Source organism: Pseudoalteromonas sp. AWH4_217 (assembly GCF_056161105.1).
Window position 1 is genome coordinate 189,011 of sequence record NZ_JBSWYM010000010.1, and the last position, 22,969, is coordinate 211,979.

The following is a 22,969-nucleotide window of genomic DNA, read 5'->3' on the forward strand; positions in this document are numbered from 1 at the left end:
GCATGCGCAGAGCAAATCAAGTTAAGGAGCAAGCAAATGTCACACGTCACACTAAAAAGAGTCAGGGGTTTAGGGGGGGAAACACTGTCTGAATATCGTACACGCCAGATGGAGGAGCAGCGCTGGAAATTTGTCAGGCGAGGTGTATCTGACGCAGATCTGAATAATAACTTTGAGTTTCTCAATGGTGCGGTACTTAATCGTGAGGCTAAAAAGCAACTACTGCAGACGACTACCGGGCTGTTTGGCCCAATTCGTACTGGTACCATTGTGCATTTAGACCCAAATGCCGATAATCTGGTGGTACCCAGTGAGCGGGCACCATTGAATCCTGACGGCGACTTGATCACCCGACTGAACCAATATCATCATGACCGTACGGGTAAACCTCCTGAGGCTGAAAACGCGCTTGCTGTCAGTGGCTTTTGGACAGCTGCAACTGATGGAGCAGGTATTGCTGGACTGGATGGCGCCTCTAACGTGTTCGGCAGTACGGGGCAACTTATTCTCAACCCTGCCTGCGCCGGAGAGTCGGTAAAACTAAAGTTTCCACTCTTACAGTTTGGTTCAACAGAACAGGAGCGCAACACTTATCTCGAAACGTTAGCGTATTATGGTGGAACCCTGCTTGAACCGGGTGAAATGTTTGATCTGGGTTTTACCCAGGATTTATGGGGTATTCAGTACGATCAAAAACTCCCGGAGTACGTCACGGAATATGAATTCAGCCCAATTAAAGGGGGTGGATTGTTTGTGGAACATCACCCTTTTCCACATATCTGGTTACCGGCAACAGGGGTTGATCCCGCGTTCAAAGAGCCGACTGTGTCCAGAATATTACTTGGCCGCCGACTTGACAATACTCGGGAGGATGGATACTACCGTACAGTAACCACGGAGCAGTTCCATTTTACGGTATTTGAAGTACCGAATGATGGCAGTGCATTGGCAATCCGGCCTCAGTGTATTCACAATGATAGTTTTACGAAAGGCGCGCAGACAGTGTTCCTGGGTAATACCGCGGCAAATACTGTTGCGCTGCGCCAAAGTACGCCGGTAACGCAGATGGATGTTGGTGGGACCCCGATCGGTAAACTGTCAGACTAGGCATATTTAACTGTCCCGGGTCTTTATACTGCGGTGTTCAGCAGAAACGGCTCACATATGTGGGCCGCTTTTCACTGGTGCTTGCATTGGACTGTTGCCGAATAGACGCTGATAACAGCGCCGTGCATATTCGTCTGTCATGCCCGACAGATAGTCTGCCAGTACGCGCATTTGTGCGGTCTCGTCCTGTGCCAATGCGTAGTGAGCCTGAGTGGTATGAGGGAGTAAGCGCAGGGGATCGCTCTGAAACGCCCCGAACAGGTCAATCAGCATATTTTGACCGCTGAATTCGATTTGCTGCATTTTCGGGTCGCGGATAAGTCTTGCAAAAACAAAGTGTTTGAGCACACCTAAAATGGCCTCAAACTCATCAGACAACTTGACGGTGTGGTGCAGTAACGGGTCGTTGAAATTGCTGTCCTGAGTACTGAGTTCACAGTTGACGATAAACAGGTTTACCAGCTCGCCAATTACGTCTTTACGCAGAGACTCATCGTGGGAGAACAAGCGTTCACTGATACTGTCGAGATGTTTATCCAGCCAGGGAGAGGAGATTTTGCGCAATTCGGGCAGAGCATAACGCTGCCATTCTCGTTCACTCAGGGTCTCCGTGGCTATGGCATCTTCCAGGTCGTGTACGGCATAGGCAAAGTCATCAGCATATTCCATGATGGCACTGTCGAGTGACTTGAAGCGGGTTTTCGCTTTATATTCGTTGACTTGTACATGGCTTTGCAGCAAGTTCTTGTCATCCTGACTAAATGGCGCCAGGATCCAGTCCAGGACATCTTTGTCACAGTGGTAGATCCCTTTGGCAGGCAGCCATTGCTGGGTATAAATAAAGCGCTGATTGGGGTCGGTGTGTGGAATGGCCAGCCTTAACTCATCAATGATTGCCGGGTACTTAATAAAGCCGAGCAAAGTTCGGCGAGTGAGGTTCATACCATACCCTTTGGAGTAGGGTTCCAGTTTGGTGACTATTCGTAGCGTTTGTGCGTTGCCTTCAAAGCCGCCATGATCACGCAGCAAATAGTTAAGGGCGATTTCTCCGCCATGACCAAAGGGAGGGTGCCCGATATCATGTGCCAGACAAATGGTTTCCATCAGACTTGAAGACGGAAACCAGGCAAAATCCGGATGTTGTGCTCTCAGGTGGCGCAATAAACCTGTGCCTATTTGAGATACTTCAAGAGAATGCGTTAAGCGCGTCCGGTAAAAATCATTGACGCCTATACTCATTATCTGTGTTTTTGACTGCAGACGTCGAAAAGCCGCGGCATGAATGATCCTGGAACGGTCAATCTGCCAGGCTGAGCGATTGTCGTTAGGGCGATACTTATTTTGGTCCAGCTGTCGTTGCTGCCATGGTGACTGGCTCATAGATGTCCTTCAATTGCGCTAAGCTATACTCAGTATATCTTTGCTGTGTCTGAGGATAAACGAAAAACCCAAATTAAAGCGCTGAACGCATTTGGGTTGAGGAAAGTCCCATCGCCACGATGAAATGCAGAAATTCGCGTTTAGTGGTAAGTTTTGTTATCATTATCCGCTAATTTGAAAATGAAAGAGCAAAGTACAGCAGGGTCATTCTGTTAGGGATTTTCAGAAAACCTGCGTAGTTACGCCAATTTAAGGGTGTTTTCAGCACTTTGATTTGGTAGTTGGTACTAGTGTGAGGAGAATCATGCGTTTACTAGTTAAAGTTATTATTGCCGCGATTTCAATATTCGCGATCCTGTATCCATTTATCGCCAAGCCCCCAGTTTCCCCAGAACCCTCACCTGAGCCAGAAGTCGTCGTGACGGAGCCTCAGGTTAAGGAAGTGGAAAAGCCTTTGCACAAGGTTAAGCTGCCGGAGTTTGGCAAAATTCGTGATATTGCCACTAAGAAAAAACGGTTTTTTGATTTTATCAAGCCCCATGTTGAAGCGGAAAACGAGCTGATCTTACAGCAACGTGCCAGTATAGAAATTGCCCTGATGATGCTGCAGTTTGAAGAGCCACTCAGTGATATTCAACAACAAAGGATCGAGCAGGTGTTTAAGCTCTACAGGATAGAGGATGACACCATCTCCATTGAGAACCTAAAACGGGCACTGCGTCGGGTAGATATTATCCCTAAAGAATTGGCGTTAATGCAGGCGGCCAATGAGTCGGCCTGGGGCACCTCGCGGTTTGCGCGTATTGGCCTGAACTTTTTTGGTCAGTGGTGCTATCGCAAAGGCTGTGGGATGATCCCAAAACGCCGTAACGATGAAGCGGTGCATGAAGTCGCGGCTTTCCAGTCGGTGCGGGCATCGGTTAAGTCGTATTTTAGAAACATCAATACCCATGATGCCTATAAAGACCTCAGGGCCAAGCGTGCTGAGCTGCGCGCGCAGAAAAAGCCGATTGAAGCCACGGCGTTGACCGCAGGACTCTTGTCATACTCGGAGCGGGGCGTGCATTATATTGAAGAACTTAACGATATGATCAGACACAACAAGGCTTATTTTGATGAAGAGTAGGATGTTAGCGCTTTTGCTGGGTATGGCAGGGGTTGCAACTGGCGTACAGGCTCAAGAAGAGTTTGTGGTTTCGTACGATGGCTTTTATGACCGCCTTAAGGTAGTTGAAAAGGGCGAGTTTGAATTTGCCCGGGTAAATTTTTATCTGGTAGACATTGCGTCACTGGCACCTTGTCAGCTCAAGGCTGGTAAAATTGTCACTGAAACCAGTGAGCAGCCACTCAATTATACCCAAGAGGCCCAGCTGTTGTTGCCGTTTAGTGAAAAGCTTGACAAAGACAAAGCTGTGATTGTTGCAAAGCCACTAAACGCTCAGCATGATTGTCAGATCAAATTTCAGATTGAATCTGAGTACTTTACTACTGCGCATCTGACCAGGCAGCGTTTGTATCAGTTGCATCATGAGTTTGACGGGCTGTTGTCGGATCTGTCCGGCTTTTTTGTCAGCAAACTGATGGGCTTTTTACTGCCACAGCAAAAGGGAGTAAAAGTGACGTTTTCCAGCGAGCCTAATCTGTCGGCACCCGGGGTCAGCTGTGATAAGCTGGTCTGTCATTTTGAAGTGATGGATGACTGGGAGAATGATGCCGCACGCTTTTATACGCTGAGTGAAGTCGTCTCGGTGACGCCCTGGATAGAAAAGTAATTAGCTGACCAGTTATCTGATAGGCAGTTTAATTTTCAAAAAAGGCTTCGCAATGCGAAGCCTTTTTTCTTGTTATATTTAACGTAGCGCCTGAATACGTTGCTCCAGTGGCGGGTGAGAAGCGAACATCTCCGACAAACTCTTACCCGATGCGATACCAAAGGCCATCATAGACCCTTCGAGCTGTGACTCTTGGTTGTGGCGCAGACGCTCCAAGGCTGCGCGCATTTTATGTGCGCCCACCAACTCCGCAGCGCCTTTGTCGGCCGCAAATTCACGTTGACGGCTAAAGTAGGCAACAATCACCGAGGCCAGGATGCCAAACAGGACCTGGAAAATCATATCGAAAATGATATAAGTCCAGCTCACACCGTTGTTTTCTTCGTCACCGTTAAGAAAGCCGTCAATCAGATTCGCCAATACTTTAGCGATAAAGATGACAAAGGTATTCACCACGCCCTGAATGAGCGTGAGCGTGACCATATCGCCGTTGGCAACGTGAGAAACCTCGTGTGCCAGCACAGCTTCAGCTTCATCCTGAGTCATATTGTGTAGTAACCCGGTACTGACCGCAACCAGGCTGTTGTTTTTGCTGGGGCCCGTTGCAAAGGCATTGATTTCAGGACTGTCGTAGATGGCAACTTCGGGCATTTGAATACCCACTTGTTTCGCCTGATTAGCAACGGTTTGTACCAGCCAGTGCTCACTTTCATTGCGGGGTTGCTCAATGACATAGGCCCCGGTTGATTTTTTAGCGATCCATTTCGACATAAACAGCGAAATAAACGCACCACCAAAGCCGAACACTCCGGCAATGAGTAGCATGCCGCCATAACTGCGGTTAGACAGACCTAACACAGACATGACGAGTGACAGAACAATCCCCAGCACCAGCATGACTGCCAGGTTGGTGATCAAAAATAGCACGATTCGTTTCATTTTAACCTCAAGCTTATACTCAACTTATTGTTTGCAGCCCACAAACTGGGATCAGCTTGTACAAAGTGGGCTATGTTACTTGCATACGTTTGCCTACACGCGCCAGGTGGGATCCATTTCCTTCAGCAAGGCGTTTTACCATAGGTTTAGTTGCAGTATTTTTAGCTTCCAAAGCACGCTTTGTATATGAAGGTAAATCATCATAATTACAAGTCACAGAGTAAAAAATTAGTGTGACAAAATGTGCACAGGGTACCGTGAGCGGGTGCCTCCCTTGCGTTCACCTGCGCAATTACCCACAATAGTGATTATCAGGGTCATATAACGGTCATTATGCAAATAGAACATTTTGAGATCATGCAGTTTTTGTCTGCACATCCACCATTTAATGATTTACCCGAGCACGCGCTTAAGCAGCTTGCTTCTGAGGTTGAGGTTGGCTATTACCGTGCTCGTAGCGAAATACTGCACTACGGGGAATCAATCTCAAGCTTGTATGTGGTGCGGGCCGGATCCGTGGAGGTTTACCGCAGAAATGGTGAGCTGTATAACCGAATTTCAGAAGGCGGGCTGTTTGGTCAGCGTGGTCTGTTGATGAACCGCAAGGTACGCTTTCCGGTAATGGCCCTGGAAGACACCTTAGTGTACTGCATTCCCGTGACCCTGTTTGAAGCATTTTGTGACGAGCATGAGGCATTTGCCGACTTTTTTGAGGCCGACGACAGCGGTGGACTGATCCAGGCGGTGTCAGATCAGGCAGACAACAACGACCTGACCACGGCCAAAGTCAAAACGTTGTTGCTCAGAGAGCTGGTATCGGTTGAGCTGACCTGCACTATTCGTGATGCCGCGAGACTGATGACCGAAGAACAGGTTTCGGCCTTATTGATTTACGATCCGAGTAAACCGGTCAACGATGATCCCGAAGATGATGACGGTCAAATTGTGGGGATCCTGAGCGATAAAGACTTGCGCATTAAAGTCGTGGCGCAAGGTTTAAACACAAATCAACCTGTCGCCAATATCATGACCCGGGAGCTCACCATCGTCGATTCTAATGCGTATGTCTTTGAGGCCATGATGATGATGCTCAGAGACAATCTGCATCATCTGCCTGTGGTTCATAAACGTCGGCCTATCGGTGTGATTGCCTTGTCGGACATCTTACGTTACGAGTCGCAGAGCAGCTTATTGTTTGTCAAAGGGATCATGGAGCAGCAAAGTGTAGAGGACGTAGCGCACTATGCCCAGTCGTTGTCCAGTGTGTTTGTGCGTTTGGTCAATGAAGATGCTAATTCACATATGGTGGGCACGGCGATGTCTGTGATTGGCCGCACTATTAAACAGCGGTTACTGGAACTGGCCGAGGACAAATTGGGGGAGCCCCCCGTGCCTTATTGCTTTATTGCATTGGGCTCAATGGCACGGGATGAGCAGCTTATCGTGACCGATCAGGACAATGCGCTGATCCTGGATGATGCGTTTGATGCGGATAAACATGACAGCTACTTTGCCGCGCTGGCCAAGTTTGTCTGTGACGCTCTGGCACAATGTGGCTACAAATTGTGTGATGGTGGCATTATGGCAACAAACCCGCAGTGGCGCTTAACTGCCAGTGACTGGCAGGCGCAGTTTGAAGACTGGATGGATAACCCCAAACCCGAAGCCCTGCTGCATAGCTCAATCTTTTTTGATCTGGACGGGGTCTTCGGTCACATTCAGCTGGCCAGTCGCCTGAGTGAGTTGGTGGCAAAAAAGGCAAAAAACACACCGCGTTTTTTAGCTGCTATGGCAAGTAACTCTTTACGCAGAACACCTCCACTGGGCTTTTTTAAAGATTTTGTGCTTGAGCAGGACGGTGAACACAAGCACTCGCTGAATATTAAGCGCCGTGGCACTGCACCGCTGTCCGATTTGGTGCGTGTGCATGCCCTGGCCATCGGCTCGCGTAAGCAAAATTCGTTTGAGCGGCTCGAAGACATAAAAGACGCCCAGTTGTTGCCGCCGGGAAAAGTCGAAGATCTTGAAGCGGCGCTTGAATATATCGCGATGATCCGGATCCGCCACCAGGCAAGGCAAATAGAACAGGGAAAGCAGCCGGATAATAATATTTTACCTAAGCGGCTGTCAGAGTTTGAGCAGCGAAACTTGAAAGAAGCGTTTGCGGTACTGGACAAAGCCCAGAGCTACCTCAAGATCCGCTACCAGAATAAAGCGATGCTAAAATAATGGCAGTACAAGGTGACATTTTATCCTGGCCAAACCGCTTCGCACATTTGGCCCGCCAGAGCAATGATGAGCGTCTGAGAGCGTTTTACAACGCAGGCGTGCAGGCACCTGAAACACCGGTGTCACAAGCGCGCTTTGTGGCACTGGATTTTGAGACCACCGGATTGGATCATGAAACGGATGATATTGTCAGTGTAGGCCTGGTACCATTCGATGCGCGACGAATTTATTGTCGTGATGCAAAACACTGGATCATAAAACCTGCTACGCCACTGCATACCGAATCTGTAGTGGTACATCAAATCACCCACTCGCAGGTCAGTGATGCCCCTGATCTTGAAGACATCCTTGAAGAGCTGCTTGCTTGCCTTGCTGGTAGAGTGATTGTGGTACATTATCGCCATATTGAACGGCTGTTTTTTAATCAGACTTTGATACAACGGCTGGGAGAAGGGATAGAGTTTCCATTGATTGACACCATGATGCTCGAACATCAGGTTGAAACTGCCCGGCAAACTTTCTGGCAACGCTTCACGCGCCAGCCTATTTCTTCTATTCGTCTGGCTGACAGCCGAAAACGATATGGTTTGCCATATTATATTGCCCACCATGCGCTGAGTGATGCACTGGCGACTGCTGAGCTATTACAGGCTCAGCTGCAACACCACTACACGCAAAACACAGAAATAAAATCGCTATGGGTATAGCTGTCCTCCTAAGTTGAGTCTGTGACCATAACAAAGAAAAATGGCATGTTATTAAACATGCCATTTTAGCTATTACTCTGGTCAGCTGGTCACTCAACTGTTTACGTGCTGGTTTTTTCTGTACGCAAGCCCAGGATAAGACTCAGGCACATTAGCAGGAGTACCACAGTAAATGGCAGACCGGTTGAAATAGCGCCCGCCTGAAGTGCTTGTATTGCTTCTGTGCCGCCGATCCAAAGCAGCGCCGCAGCGATAGCACCTTCTACTGTGGCCCAGAACACCCGTTGTGGGATAGGGGCATCAATTTTACCGCCGGCCGTAATACTGTCTATCACTAATGAACCTGAGTCCGACGAGGTGATAAAGAACACCAGTACCAAAACAATAGCGACAAATGACAACAGATCGCCCAATGGCAGTTGCTCAAACATTTCAAACATAGCCAGCGGCACCTGAGTCAGACCATTCTCGCCAAGTGCGCCAATGCCAGATTTCACCTGATCAATGGCGATACCGCCGTATACCGACATCCACAAGGTAGTGACTAAAGTCGGGATAAGCAGCACAGCAATGATAAACTCACGAATGGTACGGCCTTCAGAGACGCGGGCAATGAACATACCGACAAACGGTGACCAGGAGATCCACCAGGCCCAGTAAAACACAGTCCAGCCCTGGAACCAGGCTTCATCGTCACGACCGTGCGGGTTACTTAATGGAATGATGTTCTCCACATAGGCCATTATGGTGGTGGGAACATTGCCGAGCGCGACAGCAAATCCGGCTAGCATTACAAACAGCAGCAGGGCAAAGGCGATCAGCATATTAGTATTACTGAGCACCTTAACGCCGCCCTCAATGCCCCGCACCACAGAAATGATGGCCAGCAAAGTAACACCCACTATCACCATGATCTGCAGTCCCAGGCCTGCCTCGATACCAAACACATGTTGGATCCCGGCACTGGCTTGCTGTGCGCCAAGGCCTAGCGAAGTGGCAAGACCAAACAAGGTGGCCAGCACTGCCAGAATATCGATAACGTGTCCGGGCCAGCCCCAGGCTCTGTCACCTAATAGCGGATAGAAAATAGAACGGATAGACAGCGGTAGCCCCTTATTATAAGCAAAGAAAGCCAGAGAGAGCGCGACAACGGCGTAAATCGCCCAGGGGTGCAAGCCCCAGTGATACATAGTGGCACCCATGGCCAGCTCAGCAGCTTCAGGTGTGTTGGGGGTGACATTGAGCGGCGTTTTGAACCAGCCAGTGTAGTAGGCTACCGGTTCGGCAACGCCCCAAAACATCAGCCCTATACCCATACCTGCGGCGAACAGCATGGCCAACCAGGAGAGGGTGGTGTACTGAGGTTTGGCCGAGTGGCCACCAAGACGGATTTTGCCATAGGGAGAGAGCACCAGCGCCAAACAAAACAACACAAAAAAATTGCCAGACCACATAAAGACGGCATCGAATGCGCCGATGATTTTCCACTTCAGGCCATCCAGTGTTGCCTTTGCTGACTCTGCATCGCTTACTAAGATTGCAATAAGAAATAATAAGATCAGGCCCGCACTAACGCCAAAAACCGGGTTATGAACATCAAACCCCCATTTTTGTACGTTGTCCTGGCCCACGGTATAGTCAGTATTATCGATACTATACTTATCGTGATTGTCTGCCATCGTTACCTCATAGTTGAGAAATGAAATGGCAAATTGGTATAACACCCGGCTTTGATGCAAACTGCATGCGATGGGTTTATGTTAGTTACAGCGGTAATGGGCACGCCAAAGGTTTGCCATTACAATCGTCTTCTTGTCGTCCAAAAGACGTTTCGATGTAATTAAGATAAACCAACCAAAACGGGGTATGTGTACCACCTTGCCGTAAAAGTCTTAATTTATAAGTGTAAGCGCTAGAATATAAAAGTAAATGAATGGGCTATCAACTGAATAAAATCACACCAGTTAAGGGGTAAACAGGCAAAAAAAATCCCTCTTGCGAGGGATTTTGGGTAACTCAGCGCCTTTGGCACTGGGAATGAGGTCGGTACATAGTTGGTATTATAGTGTCAGACCGTGCTTGTTTAGCTGGCAAACTGCATTTCAGGAATGTCGCCATTTACAATAAGCTTACCTGCAGTTTTGCTGATAATTTCGTCTACACTAACACCCGGTGCGCGCTCTAGCAAATGGAACGCGCCATCTTTTACTTCAAGCACCGCTAAATCTGTGACGATCTTTTTCACACAGTTCACGCCGGTGAGCGGCAGAGTACAAGACTCCAGTAACTTTGAATCGCCGTGCTTGCTGGCATGGGTCATGGTTACCACGATATTCTGTGCGCCGGCAACCAAGTCCATTGCACCACCCATGCCTTTGATTAACTTCTTCGGGATCATCCATGAGGCAATATTGCCGTTCTGATCCACTTCAAATGCACCCAGTACCGTCAAGTCTACATGACCACCCCGGATCATGGCAAAGCTTTCGGCACTATTAAAAATAGCTGCACCTGTGGCTGCTGTCACGGTTTCTTTACCCGCATTGATCATGTCTGCGTCGACCTGGTCTTCCGTTGGGTATGGACCCATGCCCAGCAGACCGTTTTCGGACTGCAGCATTACTTCGATACCCTGAGGCACGTAGTTGGCAACCAGAGTTGGAATACCGATACCCAGGTTTACGTAATAACCGTCCTGAAGCTCTTGCGCCACGCGCATTGCAATTTGTTCACGAGTTAAAGCCATGGTGATCTCCTTACTTACGGGTTGTGACACGTTCGATGCGTTTTTCAAAGTTGCCCTGAATAACGCGATTAACATAGATCCCCGGAGTGTGGATCTCACTTGGCTCCAGTTCGCCTGGCTCTACGATTTCTTCTACCTCAGCAACGGTAATTTTACCTGCCGTTGCAGCCATTGGGTTAAAGTTCATCGCGGTGTGGCGAAATACCAGATTGCCATAGCGGTCAGCTTTCCAGGCTTTAACAATGGCGAATTCGCCGGTGATAGACTCTTCAAGAATGTAAGGGCGACCATCGAATTCTTTGACTTCTTTGCCCTCGGCAATCGGAGTGCCATAGCCAGTTGCCGTATAAAAACCCGGAATACCCGCACCGCCAGCGCGCATTTTCTCTGCCAAAGTACCCTGAGGAGTCAATTCAACGTCGATAATACCGTCTAACAACTGTTGCTCGAACAGGGCATTCTCACCCACGTAAGAAGCAATAATCTTTTTGATTTGACGATCATGGAGCAAAATACCCAGACCAAAGTCGTCGACACCACAGTTGTTTGACACGACGGTCAGCTCTTTGGTTTGTTTGCGCTTGATTTCTGCAATTAACCCTTCTGGAATACCACATAATCCAAAGCCACCTGCAATAATGGTATCGCCATCTTTCAGGCCCTCCATTGCTGCTTCATAGCTTGAAACTACTTTATCGAAACCGGCCATTAGCCCACTCCTAGTTGTTCGTTGTTTTTCAGTTGTTATGACTGACAGCTGTTTTTCAGCGCCAGAGACACCTTGCTTACTGGCGCCTTATCCAGCGCCTCACAAATCTGCCAGCCCGCTTTTGCAAGCCTTTCTAAATCAATTCCACTATCGATGCCAAGTCCTTGCAGCAAGTAAACAACATCCTCAGTGGCAACATTTCCTGACGCGCCCTTAGCATAGGGACAACCACCCAGTCCGGCAACGGCGGAATCTATGGTCGCAATACCCAGTTCCAGTGCGGTATGTATGTTTGCCAAAGCCTGACCATAGGTATCATGAAAGTGCACGGCAAGGCGCTCGGCTGGGATATGTGACAGTAATAACGTTAGCAGCTGCCTGACCTGGTTGGCTGTGCCCACACCTATGGTATCGCCAAGACTGATCTCGTAGCAGCCCAATGCCAATAATTGTTTACACACCGCCAGAACCTGCTCTGGTTCGACCTCTCCTTGATACGGGCAGCCAACCACACAGCTTACGTAGCCCCTGACTTTGATGTTGTTTTTTTGTGCAAGCTCGACCACAGGGCGGAAGCGTTCAATACTCTCTTCAATAGAGCAGTTGATGTTTTTTTGTGTAAAGGCTTCGCTGGCAGCGGTAAAAATCGCAAACTCGTCAACCTGATTGGCAAGCGCCAGCTCGGCACCTTTGAGGTTTGGCGTAAGGGCGCTGATCTCTACACCATCACGACGCACAAAGCCCTGGATGACGTCACTGGAGTCGGCCATTTGCGGCACCCATTTTGGCGAGACAAATGCCCCGGCCTCAATGTGTTTCAAACCGGCGTCGGCCAGTGCATTGACCAGCGCAATTTTCGCGCTGGTCGATACACTGGACTCATTTTGCAGGCCATCACGTGCACCAACTTCAACTATTTTGACCTGGGCAGGATAGTTCGCCATTTCAGGCCTCCTCAACAATCGCAAGCATTGCGCCGTGGCTGACCAGCTCGCCTTCGTCGAAACAATAGCTGGTGAGCGTGCCATCAAACGGCGCATTCAAAGTGTATTCCATTTTCATTGCCTCGATGACAACCACTGGATCGCCTTTGCTCACCTGAGCACCAACGCTTTGCAGGTGTTTCACGACCGTGCCGTTAAGTGGCGCAGCCAGTGGTGCTTCCTGATGCTCATGTTCGCTGACGTAGTGTTTAGACTTAAGCGCCACATCAAACTGGTAAGGACCAAACATAACTGTGATTTGCTCTTCGGTGATCACCACATCTGCCAGCAAGCGCTTGCCATCCAGGTTGGCGACCAGGCTGTGACCATCAAGGCGTACGTCCATCGTATGGTCGAGATCCTGATAAAATACCTGCCACTGATTGCCACTGGCTTCGGCTACCACCAGGTGGTCGGCAAATGGCAGTACCTGACGACGCGGCTGATTGAGCTTAAAGCCCGACAGCTGCCACGGCGAGGTGACTTTCTCAGCCTGCTGATGCGCCAGATAGGCCGCACTGGCCAGACAAACCAATAAGTCATTGGGCGCCTGAGACGCCGTCAGCGTCTCGGTTTGGGTGTCAATAAAGTGGGTATCCGGTGCTGTGGTACTGAATGCAGGGTGGCCTGCCAGATGATGTAAGAAGGCAATATTGCTCTTCAGACCTGCCAGATGCACCTCAGCCAGTGCACTGCGTAATTTTAATAGTGCAGTGCGGCGATCTCGACCATGCACAATCAGCTTAGCGATCATTGGATCGTAAAAGGGGCTGATCTCGTCGCCTTGTTGCACACCGGTGTCGATGCGCACACCGTCTTTGGCTTGTGGGAAGCCCAGATGGGACAATACGCCAGAGCAGGGCATAAAGTTTTCCTGCGGATCTTCGGCGTATATACGCGCCTCAAAGCTGTGACCGCTGAGGCGGATTTCGTCCTGGGTCAGAGGCAGTACTTCATTGTTGGCGACGCGGATCTGCCACTCAACCAAATCCTGATCGGTGACCATTTCCGTCACCGGGTGTTCTACTTGCAAACGCGTGTTCATTTCCATAAAGAAGAACTCGTCACCACACAGTAAGAACTCAACGGTACCGGCACCGCGGTAGTTGATAGCCTGGGCACAGCGCACGGCGGCTTCACCCATTTCACGGCGCAGCTCTGCACTCAGATCCGGGGCAGGGGCTTCTTCTATGACTTTTTGATGGCGGCGCTGCAATGAGCAGTCGCGGTCGCCCAGATACACGCAATTACCATGGCTGTCGGCAAACACTTGTACTTCAACATGGCGCGGCTTATCGACAAAGCGCTCCAGCAGCACCAGGTCATTACCAAAACTGGCTGCGGCCTCACGCTTTGCGCCTTCAAGGGCGCTGATAAATTCGCTGGCTTCGCGCACTACGCGCATGCCTTTACCGCCACCACCGTAAGCGGCTTTAATCAGCACCGGGTAGCCCACTTTCTCGGCTTCCTGAGCCAGAAAATCAGTATCCTGTTGCTTGCCGTAATAGCCGGGCACTAAAGGTACATTGGCCTCGGCCATGATCTCTTTGGCGCGGGTTTTTGAGCCCATGGCTTCAATTGAACTGGCCAGCGGACCAATAAAGGCAATATCGGCCTGCTCACAAGCTTGGGCAAAGGCTTCGTTTTCAGACAAAAAGCCATAGCCCGGATGGATACAATCCGCACCGGCACGCTTAGCAACGTCCAGAATACGCTCAGCAACCAGGTAGGAGTCTTTACTTGGCGCCGGACCTATGTGATAGGCCTCGTCTGCCTGTTGTACGTGCATGGCATTGGCGTCTGCATCGGAGTAAACCGCCACGGTGCTCAGGCCCAGGCGCTTGGCGCTGCGCATCACGCGACAGGCGATTTCGCCACGGTTGGCTATCAGAATTTTCTTTAACATAGTGTACTCCTTACTTGCTGGCCGCGTTTTGCCAGCCGGGGGCACGTTTGTCGAAAAAGGCGCTCAGGCCTTCCTGTCCTTCTTCGCTTACGCGGATCTCAGCGATCCGTTTTGCGGTGTGTGTAATCAGTGTGTCGTCTATGGCATGGCCAGCCACTTCGTCTATCAGTGCCTTGGCACTTTTGACCGCCACCGGACCATTGTTCAGCAGGCTTTCAATAAAGTGAGATTCGGCACCGGCTAAGTCTTCGGCGACTTCGTGGATCAGGCCCATGCTCAGCGCTTTGTCAGCAGTAAAGATCTCAGCACTGAGGAAATAGCGACGTGCCTGACGCTCGCCAATGGCGCGGATCACATAAGGGCTGATCACAGCAGGGATAAGTCCCAGCTTGACTTCGCTCAGACAAAATTTGGCATCCGGGGTCGCAACGGCGATGTCACAGCAGGCGATAAGGCCCAGTGCACCACCAAATGCTGCGCCCTGAACCAGGCAGACTGTTGGGTGCGGGCTGTTTGCCAGCACTTTCATTAGTTTGGCCAGCTCCATAGAATCAGCGACGTTCTCGTCGTAGTTATTGCCAGCCATGGATTTCATCCACGCCAGGTCGGCACCCGCAGAGAAGTGCTTGCCATTGGTTTTTAAAACTAATGCACGAATATCCAGCTCGTTGGCGTATTCAATGCTTTTGATTAATTCGGCTATGACTTCGGCATTAAATGCATTGTGTTTTTCCGGGCGGCTAAGTTCCAGCACGGCCACCTTACCTTTGGTGATATTTAAGGTTACTGACATAGGGCCTCCTTACATCCGGAAAATGCCGAATTTTGAATCCTGCTCAGGTGCATTGGCAGCCGCTTCGAGCGCCAGACCAAGCACTGTGCGTGTATCGGCAGGATCGATAATGCCATCGTCCCACAAGCGTGCGCTGGCGTAGTAGGGGTGGCCTTGTTTTTCGTATTGCTCAACAATGGGCTTTTTGAACTCAGCCACTTCTTCATCACTCATAGACTGACCTTTACGCGCCAGACCATCCTGACGAACCTGTGTCAGTACGCCGGCAGCCTGCTCGCCACCCATGACCGAGATACGGGCATTTGGCCACATCCACATCATGGTGGGTTCATACGCTCGGCCACACATGCCATAGTTACCGGCACCATAAGAGCCACCGATCAGCACGGTAAATTTCGGCACGTCTGCACAAGACACCGCGGTAACCATTTTAGCGCCGTGTTTAGCAATACCTTCTGCTTCGTATTTTTGACCTACCATAAAGCCGGTGATGTTCTGCAAGAACAGCAGCGGAATGTTACGCTGGGCACAGAGCTGAATAAAGTGGGCGCCTTTTTGCGCCGACTCAGAGAATAAAATCCCGTTATTGGCGACTATCCCGACCGGATGGCCATAAATTTCGGCAAAGCCGGTAACCAGGGTTTCACCAAAGTAGCGTTTGAATTCATCAAACTGTGAGTCGTCCACGATACGGGCAATGACTTCGCGTACGTCAAACGGCTTTTTCAGGTCCGTCCCGACGATGCCGTATATCTCACGGATATCGTATCGAGGCGCTTTAAAGTCTTTCAGAACGGGGCGAACAGGACGTTGGTGATTGAGGCGGGAGACACATTGGCGGGCGATAGACAGCGCGTGCTCATCGTTTTCCGCATAATGGTCAGCAACCCCGGATACTTTACAGTGCACATCGGCACCACCGAGATCTTCGGCGCTTACTTCCTCACCAGTTGCCGCTTTTACCAGCGGCGGGCCCGCAAGGAAAATCGTCCCTTGTTCTTTTACTATGATACTTTCATCGGCCATTGCTGGCACGTATGCACCACCGGCGGTACACAGGCCCATCACCACGGCAATTTGCGGGATGCCTTTGGCAGACATACGCGCCTGGTTATAGAAAATACGGCCAAAGTGCAGTTTATCCGGGAATACTTCATCCTGCTCCGGCAGGTTTGCACCGCCCGAGTCAACCAAATAAATGCAGGGCAGGTGGCAACGTTCTGCAATTTCTTGTGCGCGCAGGTGCTTTTTCACCGTCAGCGGGAAATAGGTGCCCCCTTTAACAGTCGCGTCGTTCGCTACTATCATGCACTCTACGCCTTTTACCCGGCCAATACCGGCCACGACACCAGCGCAGGGAATATCCTGTTCATACACACCGAAGGCGGCGAACTGAGAGATCTCTAAAAAGGGAGAGCCCTCGTCAAGCAGATGCTCAATGCGGTCACGGACAAATAACTTGCCACGACTCTGGTGGCGAGCGATCAGTGCTTCACCGCCGCCCATAGACAATGTGGCGACTTTATCATTGAGGTCGGCAACCAGAGACGCCATAGCGTCCTGGTTTGCCTTAAACTGCGGATCATGACTATTAACATTTGAGTTTAGTACTGTCATGCTGCCTCCTTAGCGGCTTTCGGTGAACAGCTCACGACCGATCAGCATACGACGGATCTCAGACGTGCCGGCGCCTATTTCATACAGTTTGGCATCACGCAGTAAGCGTCCGGTAGGATATTCATTGATATAACCGTTACCGCCCAGCAACTGAATTGCATCGAGCGCCATTTTAGTCGCTAGCTCGGCTGCATACAGAATTGCGCCAGCAGCATCTTTACGGGTGGTTTCACCACGGTCGCAGGCTTTAGCCACTGTATAGACATAAGAGCGTGCTGCATTCATTTGCGTATACATGTCGGCGATTTTGCCCTGTACAAGCTGGAATTCGCCGATAGACTGGTTGAACTGCTTACGCTCGTGGATATAAGGCACGACCACATCCATACAAGCCTGCATGATCCCAAGTGGACCACCGGCCAGAACCACACGTTCATAATCCAGACCACTCATCAGGACCTTTACGCCTTCATTATAGTTACCCAGAATATTCTCTTCAGGCACTTCACAGTTTTCAAAAACCAACTCACAGGTGTTGGAGCCGCGCATGCCCAGTTTGTCCAGCTTTTGTGCGGTAGAGAAGCCCGGGAAGTTTTTCTCAACGATGAATGCCGTGATACCACGCGGGCCGGCTTCTAAATCGGTTTTTGCATAGATCACAAAGACGTCGGCATCCGGACCATTGGTGATCCACATTTTATTGCCGTTAAGAATAAACTTATCGCCTTTTTTCTCGGCTTTGAGTTTCATAGATACTACATCTGAACCCGAGTTAGGCTCACTCATCGCCAGTGCGCCAATGTGCTCGCCGGAGATCAGTTTAGTCAGGTACTTTTCTTTTTGTGCCTGGTTGCCATTGCGGTTGATTTGGTTGACACATAAGTTTGAGTGCGCACCGTAACTCAAGCCGATAGAGGCGCTGGCACGGCTGATCTCTTCCATCGCAATAACATGCTCGAGATAGCCCATGTTTGCGCCACCGAACTCTTCTGGTACTGTGATGCCCAGCAGACCCATGTCACCAAACTTTGGCCACATTTCATTTGGGAAAGCGTTTTCTTCGTCGGTTTTTTCTGCCAGTGGGGCGATTTCGCTGCTGGCAAAGCTATTGACGTGGTCACGGATCATGTCCGCGGTTTCGCCCAGGCCAAAGTTAAGTTCTTTATAAAGTGATACTGTGCTCATCTGTAGTTATCCTGTGTGAGAGTTATTCTTGATTAAGCACTCGCCGCGACTCGCATTAAGTGCTACATTGCTCAATCACTATTCATCTAAATTCTTTAATGTATCCAGACAGCGACGTTCTGCTGTCACCAGCTCCATCAGGACGACTTTAATGTCGTCCATTTGCTGACTCAGATCGGCCTTTTTTTCTTCGATCAGTTGCAGCATAGTATGAAGCTGTTTGGCGCTTGATTTGTCAGCGTCGTAAAGCTCAAACAATCGACCGGTTTCTGCCAGGGTAAAGCCCAATCGCTTGCCACGCAGAATGAGTTTCAGGCGCACTTTGTCGCGCTTAGAATAAATGCGGGTCTGGCCATGGCGTTCAGGTGAAAGTAATCCCTGATCTTCATAAAACCGAATACTTCGGGTGGTAATATCAAACTCCTTGGCGAGTTCGCTGATTGAATAAGTTGGTTCTTTGTTGTCTTGCATCGTTTACGCACTTACATCAAAACTGATTTGTCCAATATAAGTGAAGTTTACGTAAAGGTAAAGTATGGCGTTTGTTTCATCCTATAGTCGCATATCGCAACCGCTCATACTGGTCTACTTTAGGTATTCGTTTTGCTTACAGAAGACCCGCTGAGGCACTCCAGATGGTACGTCACAATGCAGTATAGTCGCGTTATCCGAGACTGACTGGCGAGGAGGACGACACATCGTAAGTCACACCAGTGGCAACCTCGATGTGCAACTTAACTTTACACTTTCAGAGATCGCAATTTGCTTGATTTTAGATTTACGTTGGCGTAAACGTAAATATTAGGTATGCTCGACGTAAGAGATTACTAAAAGCAAGCAACTTGCTTGTAAACAGGAGTTTTTTTAATGAGTAACGAAGCTGTTGTCATTGTTGCTGCCAAACGTACCCCTATGGGTGGATTTATGGGCAGTCTTTCTGGTGCCAGTGCAACTGACCTGGGTGCCACTGCAATTAAAGCTGTGATGGCTGATACTGGACTGTCAGATGCCAGTATTGATGAAGTGATCATGGGCTGTGTGCTGCCTGCCGGTTTAGGTCAGGCGCCAGCGCGTCAGGCGATGTTGCATGCAGGTCTGGCTCGCTCAACGGGTGCCACCACAATCAATAAAGTCTGTGGCTCTGGCTTGAAAGCAGCGATGTTCGCGCATGACTTAATTAAAGCAGGCAGTATTAAAAATGCCATCGCCGGTGGTATGGAGAGCATGACTAATGCGCCATACTTCATTCCGAAAGCGCGTGGTGGTATGCGTATGGGTCATGGTGAAATTAAAGATCACATGATGGCAGATGGCCTGGAAGATGCTTACGATAACAAAGCCATGGGCTGCTTCGCACAAGATACGGCCGATGAGTACGGCATTACTCGTGACAATATGGACGAGTTTGCGCTGAGCTCACTGAGCAAAGCCAATGCGGCCATTGAAAACGGCAGCTTTAATAATGAGATTGCTGCACATACCATTTCTACCCGTAAAGGTGATGTGGAAGTAGCGATTGATGAGCAGCCTGGTAACGCGCGCCCGGACAAGATCCCATCACTGCGCCCGGCATTCAAAAAAGATGGCACCATCACTGCGGCGAACTCGTCTTCTATCTCTGACGGTGCAGCGGCGCTGGTATTGATGAGTGAATCAGAAGCGAAACGTCACGGTTTAACACCACTGTGTAAGATTGCAGGTCACACCACACACTCTCAGGCTCCTGCTGAGTTTACCGTGGCACCTGTTGGTGCAATGAACAAGTTGCTTGAGCAAACTGGCTGGTCTAAAGACGACGTCGATTTGTGGGAGATCAACGAAGCATTCGCTATGGTGACTATGTTGGCTATCAACGAGCTTGGTCTGGATCAGAGCAAAGTGAACGTGAATGGTGGTGCGTGTGCACTGGGTCACCCAATCGGTGCCAGCGGCGCACGTATTTTGGTAACGCTTATTCATGCACTACGCAATCGCGGTTTATCAAAAGGCATTGCCTCACTGTGTATCGGTGGTGGTGAAGCGGTGGCATTAGCCGTCGAAGTTTAAGTTAAGTATAGCGCCGCAACGACAATAATTAAGCGGCGCTTTTTCGTTTTAATTGGGGGAGGAGTGCACATGCACCAGGTACCATTATACATCAACGGTGAATTTACCCAGTCTCAGTCTGACAAGTGGCTAGATGTCGTTAATCCGGCGAATCAGGAAGTTTTAGCGCAGGTGCCATGCGCGACACATGATGAAGTACAAGCAGCTATTTCGTCTGCACAAGAAGCATTTAAAACCTGGCGCAATGTCCCGGTGACAGAGCGCGCACGTATCATGATGCGTTATGCTGCATTGCTGAAAGAGCATCAGGAAGAAATTGCGACTATCATCTGTCATGAACTTGGTAAGACCTTTGAAGATGCCAAAGGCGATGTATGGCGTGGTATTGAAGTCGTTGAGCAGGCAGCAAATGCACCGGCGCTGATGATGGGCGAAACGGTTGAGAACGTTGCCCGAAATATTGACACCTATTCTTATATTCAACCGCTGGGCGTATGTGCGGGTATTACCCCGTTTAACTTCCCGGCGATGATCCCATTGTGGATGTTCCCTATGGCGATTGTGTGTGGTAACACCTTCGTATTAAAGCCATCTGAGCAAGATCCATTAACACCTATGCGTTTGGTAGAGCTGTTCGAAGAAGCTGGTGCTCCAAAAGGTGTGCTACAAGTTGTGCACGGCGCGAAAGAGCAGGTAGATCAAATCCTTACTGCCCCAGAAGTGCGCGCGATTTCTTTTGTGGGTTCGTGTGGTGTCGGTTCTTATATCTACAGCAAAGGCACAGAGAATCTAAAACGTGTTCAGGCTTGTGTCGGCGCGAAGAACCACATGGTGATCATGCCAGATGCTAGTCGTGAGCAGACCATTAATAACCTGGTCGGTGCATCTGTGGGTGCCGCGGGTCAGCGTTGTATGGGTATCTCGGTTGCCGTGTTCGTTGGTAAATCCAAAGAATGGATCGACGATTTAAAAGCCGGTCTTGAAAAAGTACGCCCGGGTGTGTGGAACGACCCAGAAGCAGCTTATGGCCCGCAAACCTCGGCTCAGGCAAAGGCACGTATTCTGTCGCTGATAGAAAGTGGTAAACAGCAAGGTGCAACTTGTCTGCTGGACGGCTCAGGCTTTACGGTTGAAGGCTACGAAAATGGTAACTGGGTTGGTCCAACGCTGTTTACAGACGTTACACCAGACATGGATATCTATAAGCAGGAGATCTTTGGCCCCGTACTGAACTGCGTCTGTGTTGATACCCTGGAAGAGGCCATTGAACTGGTTAATAACAGTCCTTACGGTAACGGTACGTCTTTGTTCACGGCAAGCGGTGCTGCAGCACGTAAATTCCAGAATGAAATCGAAGTAGGTCAGGTGGGCATCAATATTCCGATTCCTGTGCCACTGCCGTTCTTCTCATTCACCGGCTGGAAAAACTCTTTCTATGGCGACCAACACACCTATGGTAAACAGGGTGTGCGTTTCTACACAGAAACCAAGACCATTACTTCACGCTGGTTTGCCGATGAGGCCGTAACGGGCCCGAATATGAGCATTAACTTGCGATAACGCCAGTCAGTTAACCTATCCGGCCCGGCATTTGCCCGGGCCGCTCGCAGTAATACCTGAGGCTCAGGTACATAAGAATAACGCCGGGCAGAATCATCACTTCGCCCGCTATGACAACAAGTGAGGTCTTTTATGGACTTTAATCTCAACGAAGATCAACAGGCTTTTGCCGAAACCGCCTATCAGTTTGCCATGAGCGAGCTGGCGCCCCATGCAGCCGAATGGGATCAGAAACATATTTTCCCTAAAGACGTAATTAAAAAAGCCGGTGAACTGGGCTTTTGTGGCCTATACACACCGGAAGAAGCGGGTGGTCTGGGCCTGTCGCGTCTTGATTCAAGCATTATCTTTGAACAATTGTCGATGGGCTGTACGGCCACAACGGCAATGCTGACCATACACAATATGGCCACCTGGATGATTGCCAGCTTCGCCACTCAGGCGGTAAAAGATCAGTACATGGATCAATTGGTGATGGGTGAGCTGCTGGCTTCATACTGTCTGACCGAACCAGGCTCTGGCTCTGATGCGGCATCACTGAAAACCAAAGCGGTACTGGAAGGTGGCGAGTATGTTCTGAACGGCTCGAAAATGTTTATCTCTGGTGCCGGTGAAACCGACGTGCTGGTGGTGATGGCACGTACTGGTGAAGACGGCCCGAAAGGCATTTCTGCCTTTGTTGTTCCGGCAGATGCCGAGGGCGTTATCTATGGTAAAGCCGAAGAGAAAATGGGCTGGAATGCCCAGCCAACCCGCCTGGTAACATTCGAGAATGTTCGTATTCCGGCGGCTAACCTGATGGGCAAAGAAGGCGAAGGCTTTAAATTTGCCATGCAGGGCCTGGATGGCGGACGTATTAATATTGCAACCTGTTCAATCGGTACTGCACAACAGGCACTGAACACAGCCAAAGAATACATGCAGGAGCGCCAGCAGTTTGGTAAGCCTCTGGCGGCATTCCAGGCACTTCAGTTTAAGATTGCCGATATGAATACTGAACTGGTTGCAGCGCGTCAGATGGTCCGTCTGGCTGCGTTCAAACTGGACAGCAACGACAGTGAAAAAACCACTTACTGTGCCATGGCTAAACGCTTTGCCACCGACGTTGGTACTAAGGTTTGTGATGATGCATTACAGATCCACGGTGGTTATGGCTACATCAAAGAATACCCACTTGAGCGCCACCTGCGTGATGTACGCGTTCACCAAATCCTGGAAGGCACCAATGAGATCATGCGGGTGATCATTGCACGCCGAATTCTAGCCGAAGGCGCTGCAAGCGTACTGTAG

The 22,969-nt window shown here is 49.8% G+C and carries 19 protein-coding genes; 8 read left to right on the plus strand and 11 right to left on the minus strand.

Annotated elements, in window-relative coordinates; genetic code table 11:
- Nucleotides 1-36: 36 nt before the first annotated feature.
- On the plus strand, nucleotides 37-1,107 hold the full coding sequence (locus ACXAH1_RS14345; protein WP_475197573.1) for a hypothetical protein: 1,071 nt from the start codon (nucleotides 37-39) through the stop codon (nucleotides 1,105-1,107).
- Between the two features lie 51 nt (nucleotides 1,108-1,158).
- Here ACXAH1_RS14345 and ACXAH1_RS14350 read toward each other — a convergent pair whose 3' ends face one another.
- Entirely contained in the window at nucleotides 1,159-2,487 is a 1,329-nt protein-coding gene (locus tag ACXAH1_RS14350; RefSeq protein WP_475197574.1) for an anti-phage deoxyguanosine triphosphatase, read from the minus strand.
- Nucleotides 2,488-2,791: 304 nt separating this feature from the next.
- Between ACXAH1_RS14350 and ACXAH1_RS14355 the strand changes: the two genes are divergently transcribed.
- Both ACXAH1_RS14355 and ACXAH1_RS14360 read left to right on the plus strand, forming a co-directional pair.
- Nucleotides 2,792-3,613: a glucosaminidase domain-containing protein gene (locus ACXAH1_RS14355; protein WP_475197576.1), complete on the plus strand. Its 822-nt coding sequence runs from the start codon at nucleotides 2,792-2,794 to the stop codon at nucleotides 3,611-3,613.
- 1 nt (nucleotide 3,614) lies between these two features.
- The gene (locus ACXAH1_RS14360) at nucleotides 3,615-4,259 is read left to right on the plus strand and encodes a DUF2987 domain-containing protein (RefSeq protein WP_475197577.1); all 645 of its coding nucleotides are present in this window, start codon (nucleotides 3,615-3,617) and stop codon (nucleotides 4,257-4,259) included.
- A gap of 78 nt (nucleotides 4,260-4,337) precedes the next feature.
- Here ACXAH1_RS14360 and htpX read toward each other — a convergent pair whose 3' ends face one another.
- Complete coding sequence (gene htpX / locus ACXAH1_RS14365) at nucleotides 4,338-5,198, minus strand: protease HtpX (protein ID WP_475197579.1); 861 nt, start codon at nucleotides 5,196-5,198, stop codon at nucleotides 4,338-4,340.
- A gap of 333 nt (nucleotides 5,199-5,531) precedes the next feature.
- Between htpX and ACXAH1_RS14370 the strand changes: the two genes are divergently transcribed.
- Together ACXAH1_RS14370 and ACXAH1_RS14375 are read left to right on the plus strand one after the other, a co-directional pair.
- Nucleotides 5,532-7,427 (plus strand): DUF294 nucleotidyltransferase-like domain-containing protein, encoded by a 1,896-nt coding sequence (locus tag ACXAH1_RS14370; protein ID WP_475197580.1) that lies wholly within the window; start codon nucleotides 5,532-5,534, stop codon nucleotides 7,425-7,427.
- Nucleotides 7,427-8,134: a 3'-5' exonuclease gene (locus tag ACXAH1_RS14375; RefSeq protein WP_475197582.1), complete on the plus strand. Its 708-nt coding sequence runs from the start codon at nucleotides 7,427-7,429 to the stop codon at nucleotides 8,132-8,134. Before ACXAH1_RS14370 ends, ACXAH1_RS14375 begins: the two co-directional genes overlap by 1 nt.
- A gap of 101 nt (nucleotides 8,135-8,235) precedes the next feature.
- On the opposite strand, the gene ACXAH1_RS14380 is transcribed toward ACXAH1_RS14375, so the two are convergent.
- The 9 genes from ACXAH1_RS14380 to ACXAH1_RS14420 form a co-directional block, all read right to left on the minus strand.
- Complete coding sequence (locus ACXAH1_RS14380) at nucleotides 8,236-9,813, minus strand: BCCT family transporter (protein ID WP_475197584.1); 1,578 nt, start codon at nucleotides 9,811-9,813, stop codon at nucleotides 8,236-8,238.
- Nucleotides 9,814-10,217: 404 nt separating this feature from the next.
- Entirely contained in the window at nucleotides 10,218-10,880 is a 663-nt protein-coding gene (locus ACXAH1_RS14385) for a CoA transferase subunit B (protein ID WP_010381523.1), read from the minus strand.
- A 10-nt stretch (nucleotides 10,881-10,890) separates the two neighbouring features.
- Nucleotides 10,891-11,589 carry a CoA transferase subunit A gene (locus ACXAH1_RS14390; protein WP_054016864.1) on the minus strand — a complete coding sequence of 233 codons (699 nt, stop codon included), beginning with the start codon at nucleotides 11,587-11,589 and terminating at the stop codon, nucleotides 10,891-10,893.
- A gap of 35 nt (nucleotides 11,590-11,624) precedes the next feature.
- The gene (locus tag ACXAH1_RS14395) at nucleotides 11,625-12,533 is read right to left on the minus strand and encodes a hydroxymethylglutaryl-CoA lyase (protein ID WP_475197587.1); all 909 of its coding nucleotides are present in this window, start codon (nucleotides 12,531-12,533) and stop codon (nucleotides 11,625-11,627) included.
- A 1-nt stretch (nucleotide 12,534) separates the two neighbouring features.
- Nucleotides 12,535-14,478 (minus strand): acetyl/propionyl/methylcrotonyl-CoA carboxylase subunit alpha, encoded by a 1,944-nt coding sequence (locus ACXAH1_RS14400; RefSeq protein ID WP_475197589.1) that lies wholly within the window; start codon nucleotides 14,476-14,478, stop codon nucleotides 12,535-12,537.
- Nucleotides 14,479-14,488: 10 nt separating this feature from the next.
- The gene (locus ACXAH1_RS14405) at nucleotides 14,489-15,271 is read right to left on the minus strand and encodes an enoyl-CoA hydratase/isomerase family protein (protein WP_475197591.1); all 783 of its coding nucleotides are present in this window, start codon (nucleotides 15,269-15,271) and stop codon (nucleotides 14,489-14,491) included.
- 9 nt (nucleotides 15,272-15,280) lie between these two features.
- Nucleotides 15,281-16,888: a carboxyl transferase domain-containing protein gene (locus ACXAH1_RS14410; RefSeq protein WP_054016868.1), complete on the minus strand. Its 1,608-nt coding sequence runs from the start codon at nucleotides 16,886-16,888 to the stop codon at nucleotides 15,281-15,283.
- Between the two features lie 9 nt (nucleotides 16,889-16,897).
- Nucleotides 16,898-18,073, minus strand: a complete 1,176-nt coding sequence (locus ACXAH1_RS14415; protein ID WP_475197592.1) for an isovaleryl-CoA dehydrogenase — start codon at nucleotides 18,071-18,073, stop codon at nucleotides 16,898-16,900.
- Between the two features lie 78 nt (nucleotides 18,074-18,151).
- Entirely contained in the window at nucleotides 18,152-18,544 is a 393-nt protein-coding gene (locus ACXAH1_RS14420; protein WP_054016870.1) for a MerR family transcriptional regulator, read from the minus strand.
- Between the two features lie 396 nt (nucleotides 18,545-18,940).
- Between ACXAH1_RS14420 and ACXAH1_RS14425 the strand changes: the two genes are divergently transcribed.
- From ACXAH1_RS14425 to ACXAH1_RS14435, 3 genes are all read left to right on the plus strand, one after another.
- Nucleotides 18,941-20,119: an acetyl-CoA C-acyltransferase gene (locus ACXAH1_RS14425; protein WP_475197594.1), complete on the plus strand. Its 1,179-nt coding sequence runs from the start codon at nucleotides 18,941-18,943 to the stop codon at nucleotides 20,117-20,119.
- 69 nt (nucleotides 20,120-20,188) lie between these two features.
- Nucleotides 20,189-21,679, plus strand: a complete 1,491-nt coding sequence (locus tag ACXAH1_RS14430; protein WP_475197595.1) for a CoA-acylating methylmalonate-semialdehyde dehydrogenase — start codon at nucleotides 20,189-20,191, stop codon at nucleotides 21,677-21,679.
- A gap of 132 nt (nucleotides 21,680-21,811) precedes the next feature.
- On the plus strand, nucleotides 21,812-22,969 hold the full coding sequence (locus ACXAH1_RS14435; RefSeq protein ID WP_475197596.1) for an acyl-CoA dehydrogenase family protein: 1,158 nt from the start codon (nucleotides 21,812-21,814) through the stop codon (nucleotides 22,967-22,969).

Excerpts from the sequence above, each read along its gene's own strand:
- ACXAH1_RS14385 (WP_010381523.1), bottom strand. The coding sequence starts at position 10,880 with ATGGCTTTAACTCGTGAACAAATTGCAATGCGCGTGGCGCAAGAGCTT.
- ACXAH1_RS14360 (WP_475197577.1), top strand. The coding sequence starts at position 3,615 with ATGTTAGCGCTTTTGCTGGGTATGGCAGGGGTTGCAACTGGCGTACAG.
- ACXAH1_RS14410 (WP_054016868.1), bottom strand. The coding sequence starts at position 16,888 with ATGACAGTACTAAACTCAAATGTTAATAGTCATGATCCGCAGTTTAAG.
- ACXAH1_RS14400 (WP_475197589.1), bottom strand. The coding sequence starts at position 14,478 with ATGTTAAAGAAAATTCTGATAGCCAACCGTGGCGAAATCGCCTGTCGC.
- htpX (WP_475197579.1), bottom strand. The coding sequence starts at position 5,198 with ATGAAACGAATCGTGCTATTTTTGATCACCAACCTGGCAGTCATGCTG.
- ACXAH1_RS14420 (WP_054016870.1), bottom strand. The coding sequence starts at position 18,544 with ATGCAAGACAACAAAGAACCAACTTATTCAATCAGCGAACTCGCCAAG.
- ACXAH1_RS14350 (WP_475197574.1), bottom strand. The coding sequence starts at position 2,487 with ATGAGCCAGTCACCATGGCAGCAACGACAGCTGGACCAAAATAAGTAT.
- ACXAH1_RS14380 (WP_475197584.1), bottom strand. The coding sequence starts at position 9,813 with ATGGCAGACAATCACGATAAGTATAGTATCGATAATACTGACTATACC.
- ACXAH1_RS14355 (WP_475197576.1), top strand. The coding sequence starts at position 2,792 with ATGCGTTTACTAGTTAAAGTTATTATTGCCGCGATTTCAATATTCGCG.
- ACXAH1_RS14345 (WP_475197573.1), top strand. The coding sequence starts at position 37 with ATGTCACACGTCACACTAAAAAGAGTCAGGGGTTTAGGGGGGGAAACA.
- ACXAH1_RS14415 (WP_475197592.1), bottom strand. The coding sequence starts at position 18,073 with ATGAGCACAGTATCACTTTATAAAGAACTTAACTTTGGCCTGGGCGAA.
- ACXAH1_RS14425 (WP_475197594.1), top strand. The coding sequence starts at position 18,941 with ATGAGTAACGAAGCTGTTGTCATTGTTGCTGCCAAACGTACCCCTATG.
- ACXAH1_RS14390 (WP_054016864.1), bottom strand. The coding sequence starts at position 11,589 with ATGGCCGGTTTCGATAAAGTAGTTTCAAGCTATGAAGCAGCAATGGAG.
- ACXAH1_RS14395 (WP_475197587.1), bottom strand. The coding sequence starts at position 12,533 with ATGGCGAACTATCCTGCCCAGGTCAAAATAGTTGAAGTTGGTGCACGT.
- ACXAH1_RS14375 (WP_475197582.1), top strand. The coding sequence starts at position 7,427 with ATGGCAGTACAAGGTGACATTTTATCCTGGCCAAACCGCTTCGCACAT.
- ACXAH1_RS14435 (WP_475197596.1), top strand. The coding sequence starts at position 21,812 with ATGGACTTTAATCTCAACGAAGATCAACAGGCTTTTGCCGAAACCGCC.
- ACXAH1_RS14370 (WP_475197580.1), top strand. The coding sequence starts at position 5,532 with ATGCAAATAGAACATTTTGAGATCATGCAGTTTTTGTCTGCACATCCA.
- ACXAH1_RS14430 (WP_475197595.1), top strand. The coding sequence starts at position 20,189 with ATGCACCAGGTACCATTATACATCAACGGTGAATTTACCCAGTCTCAG.
- ACXAH1_RS14405 (WP_475197591.1), bottom strand. The coding sequence starts at position 15,271 with ATGTCAGTAACCTTAAATATCACCAAAGGTAAGGTGGCCGTGCTGGAA.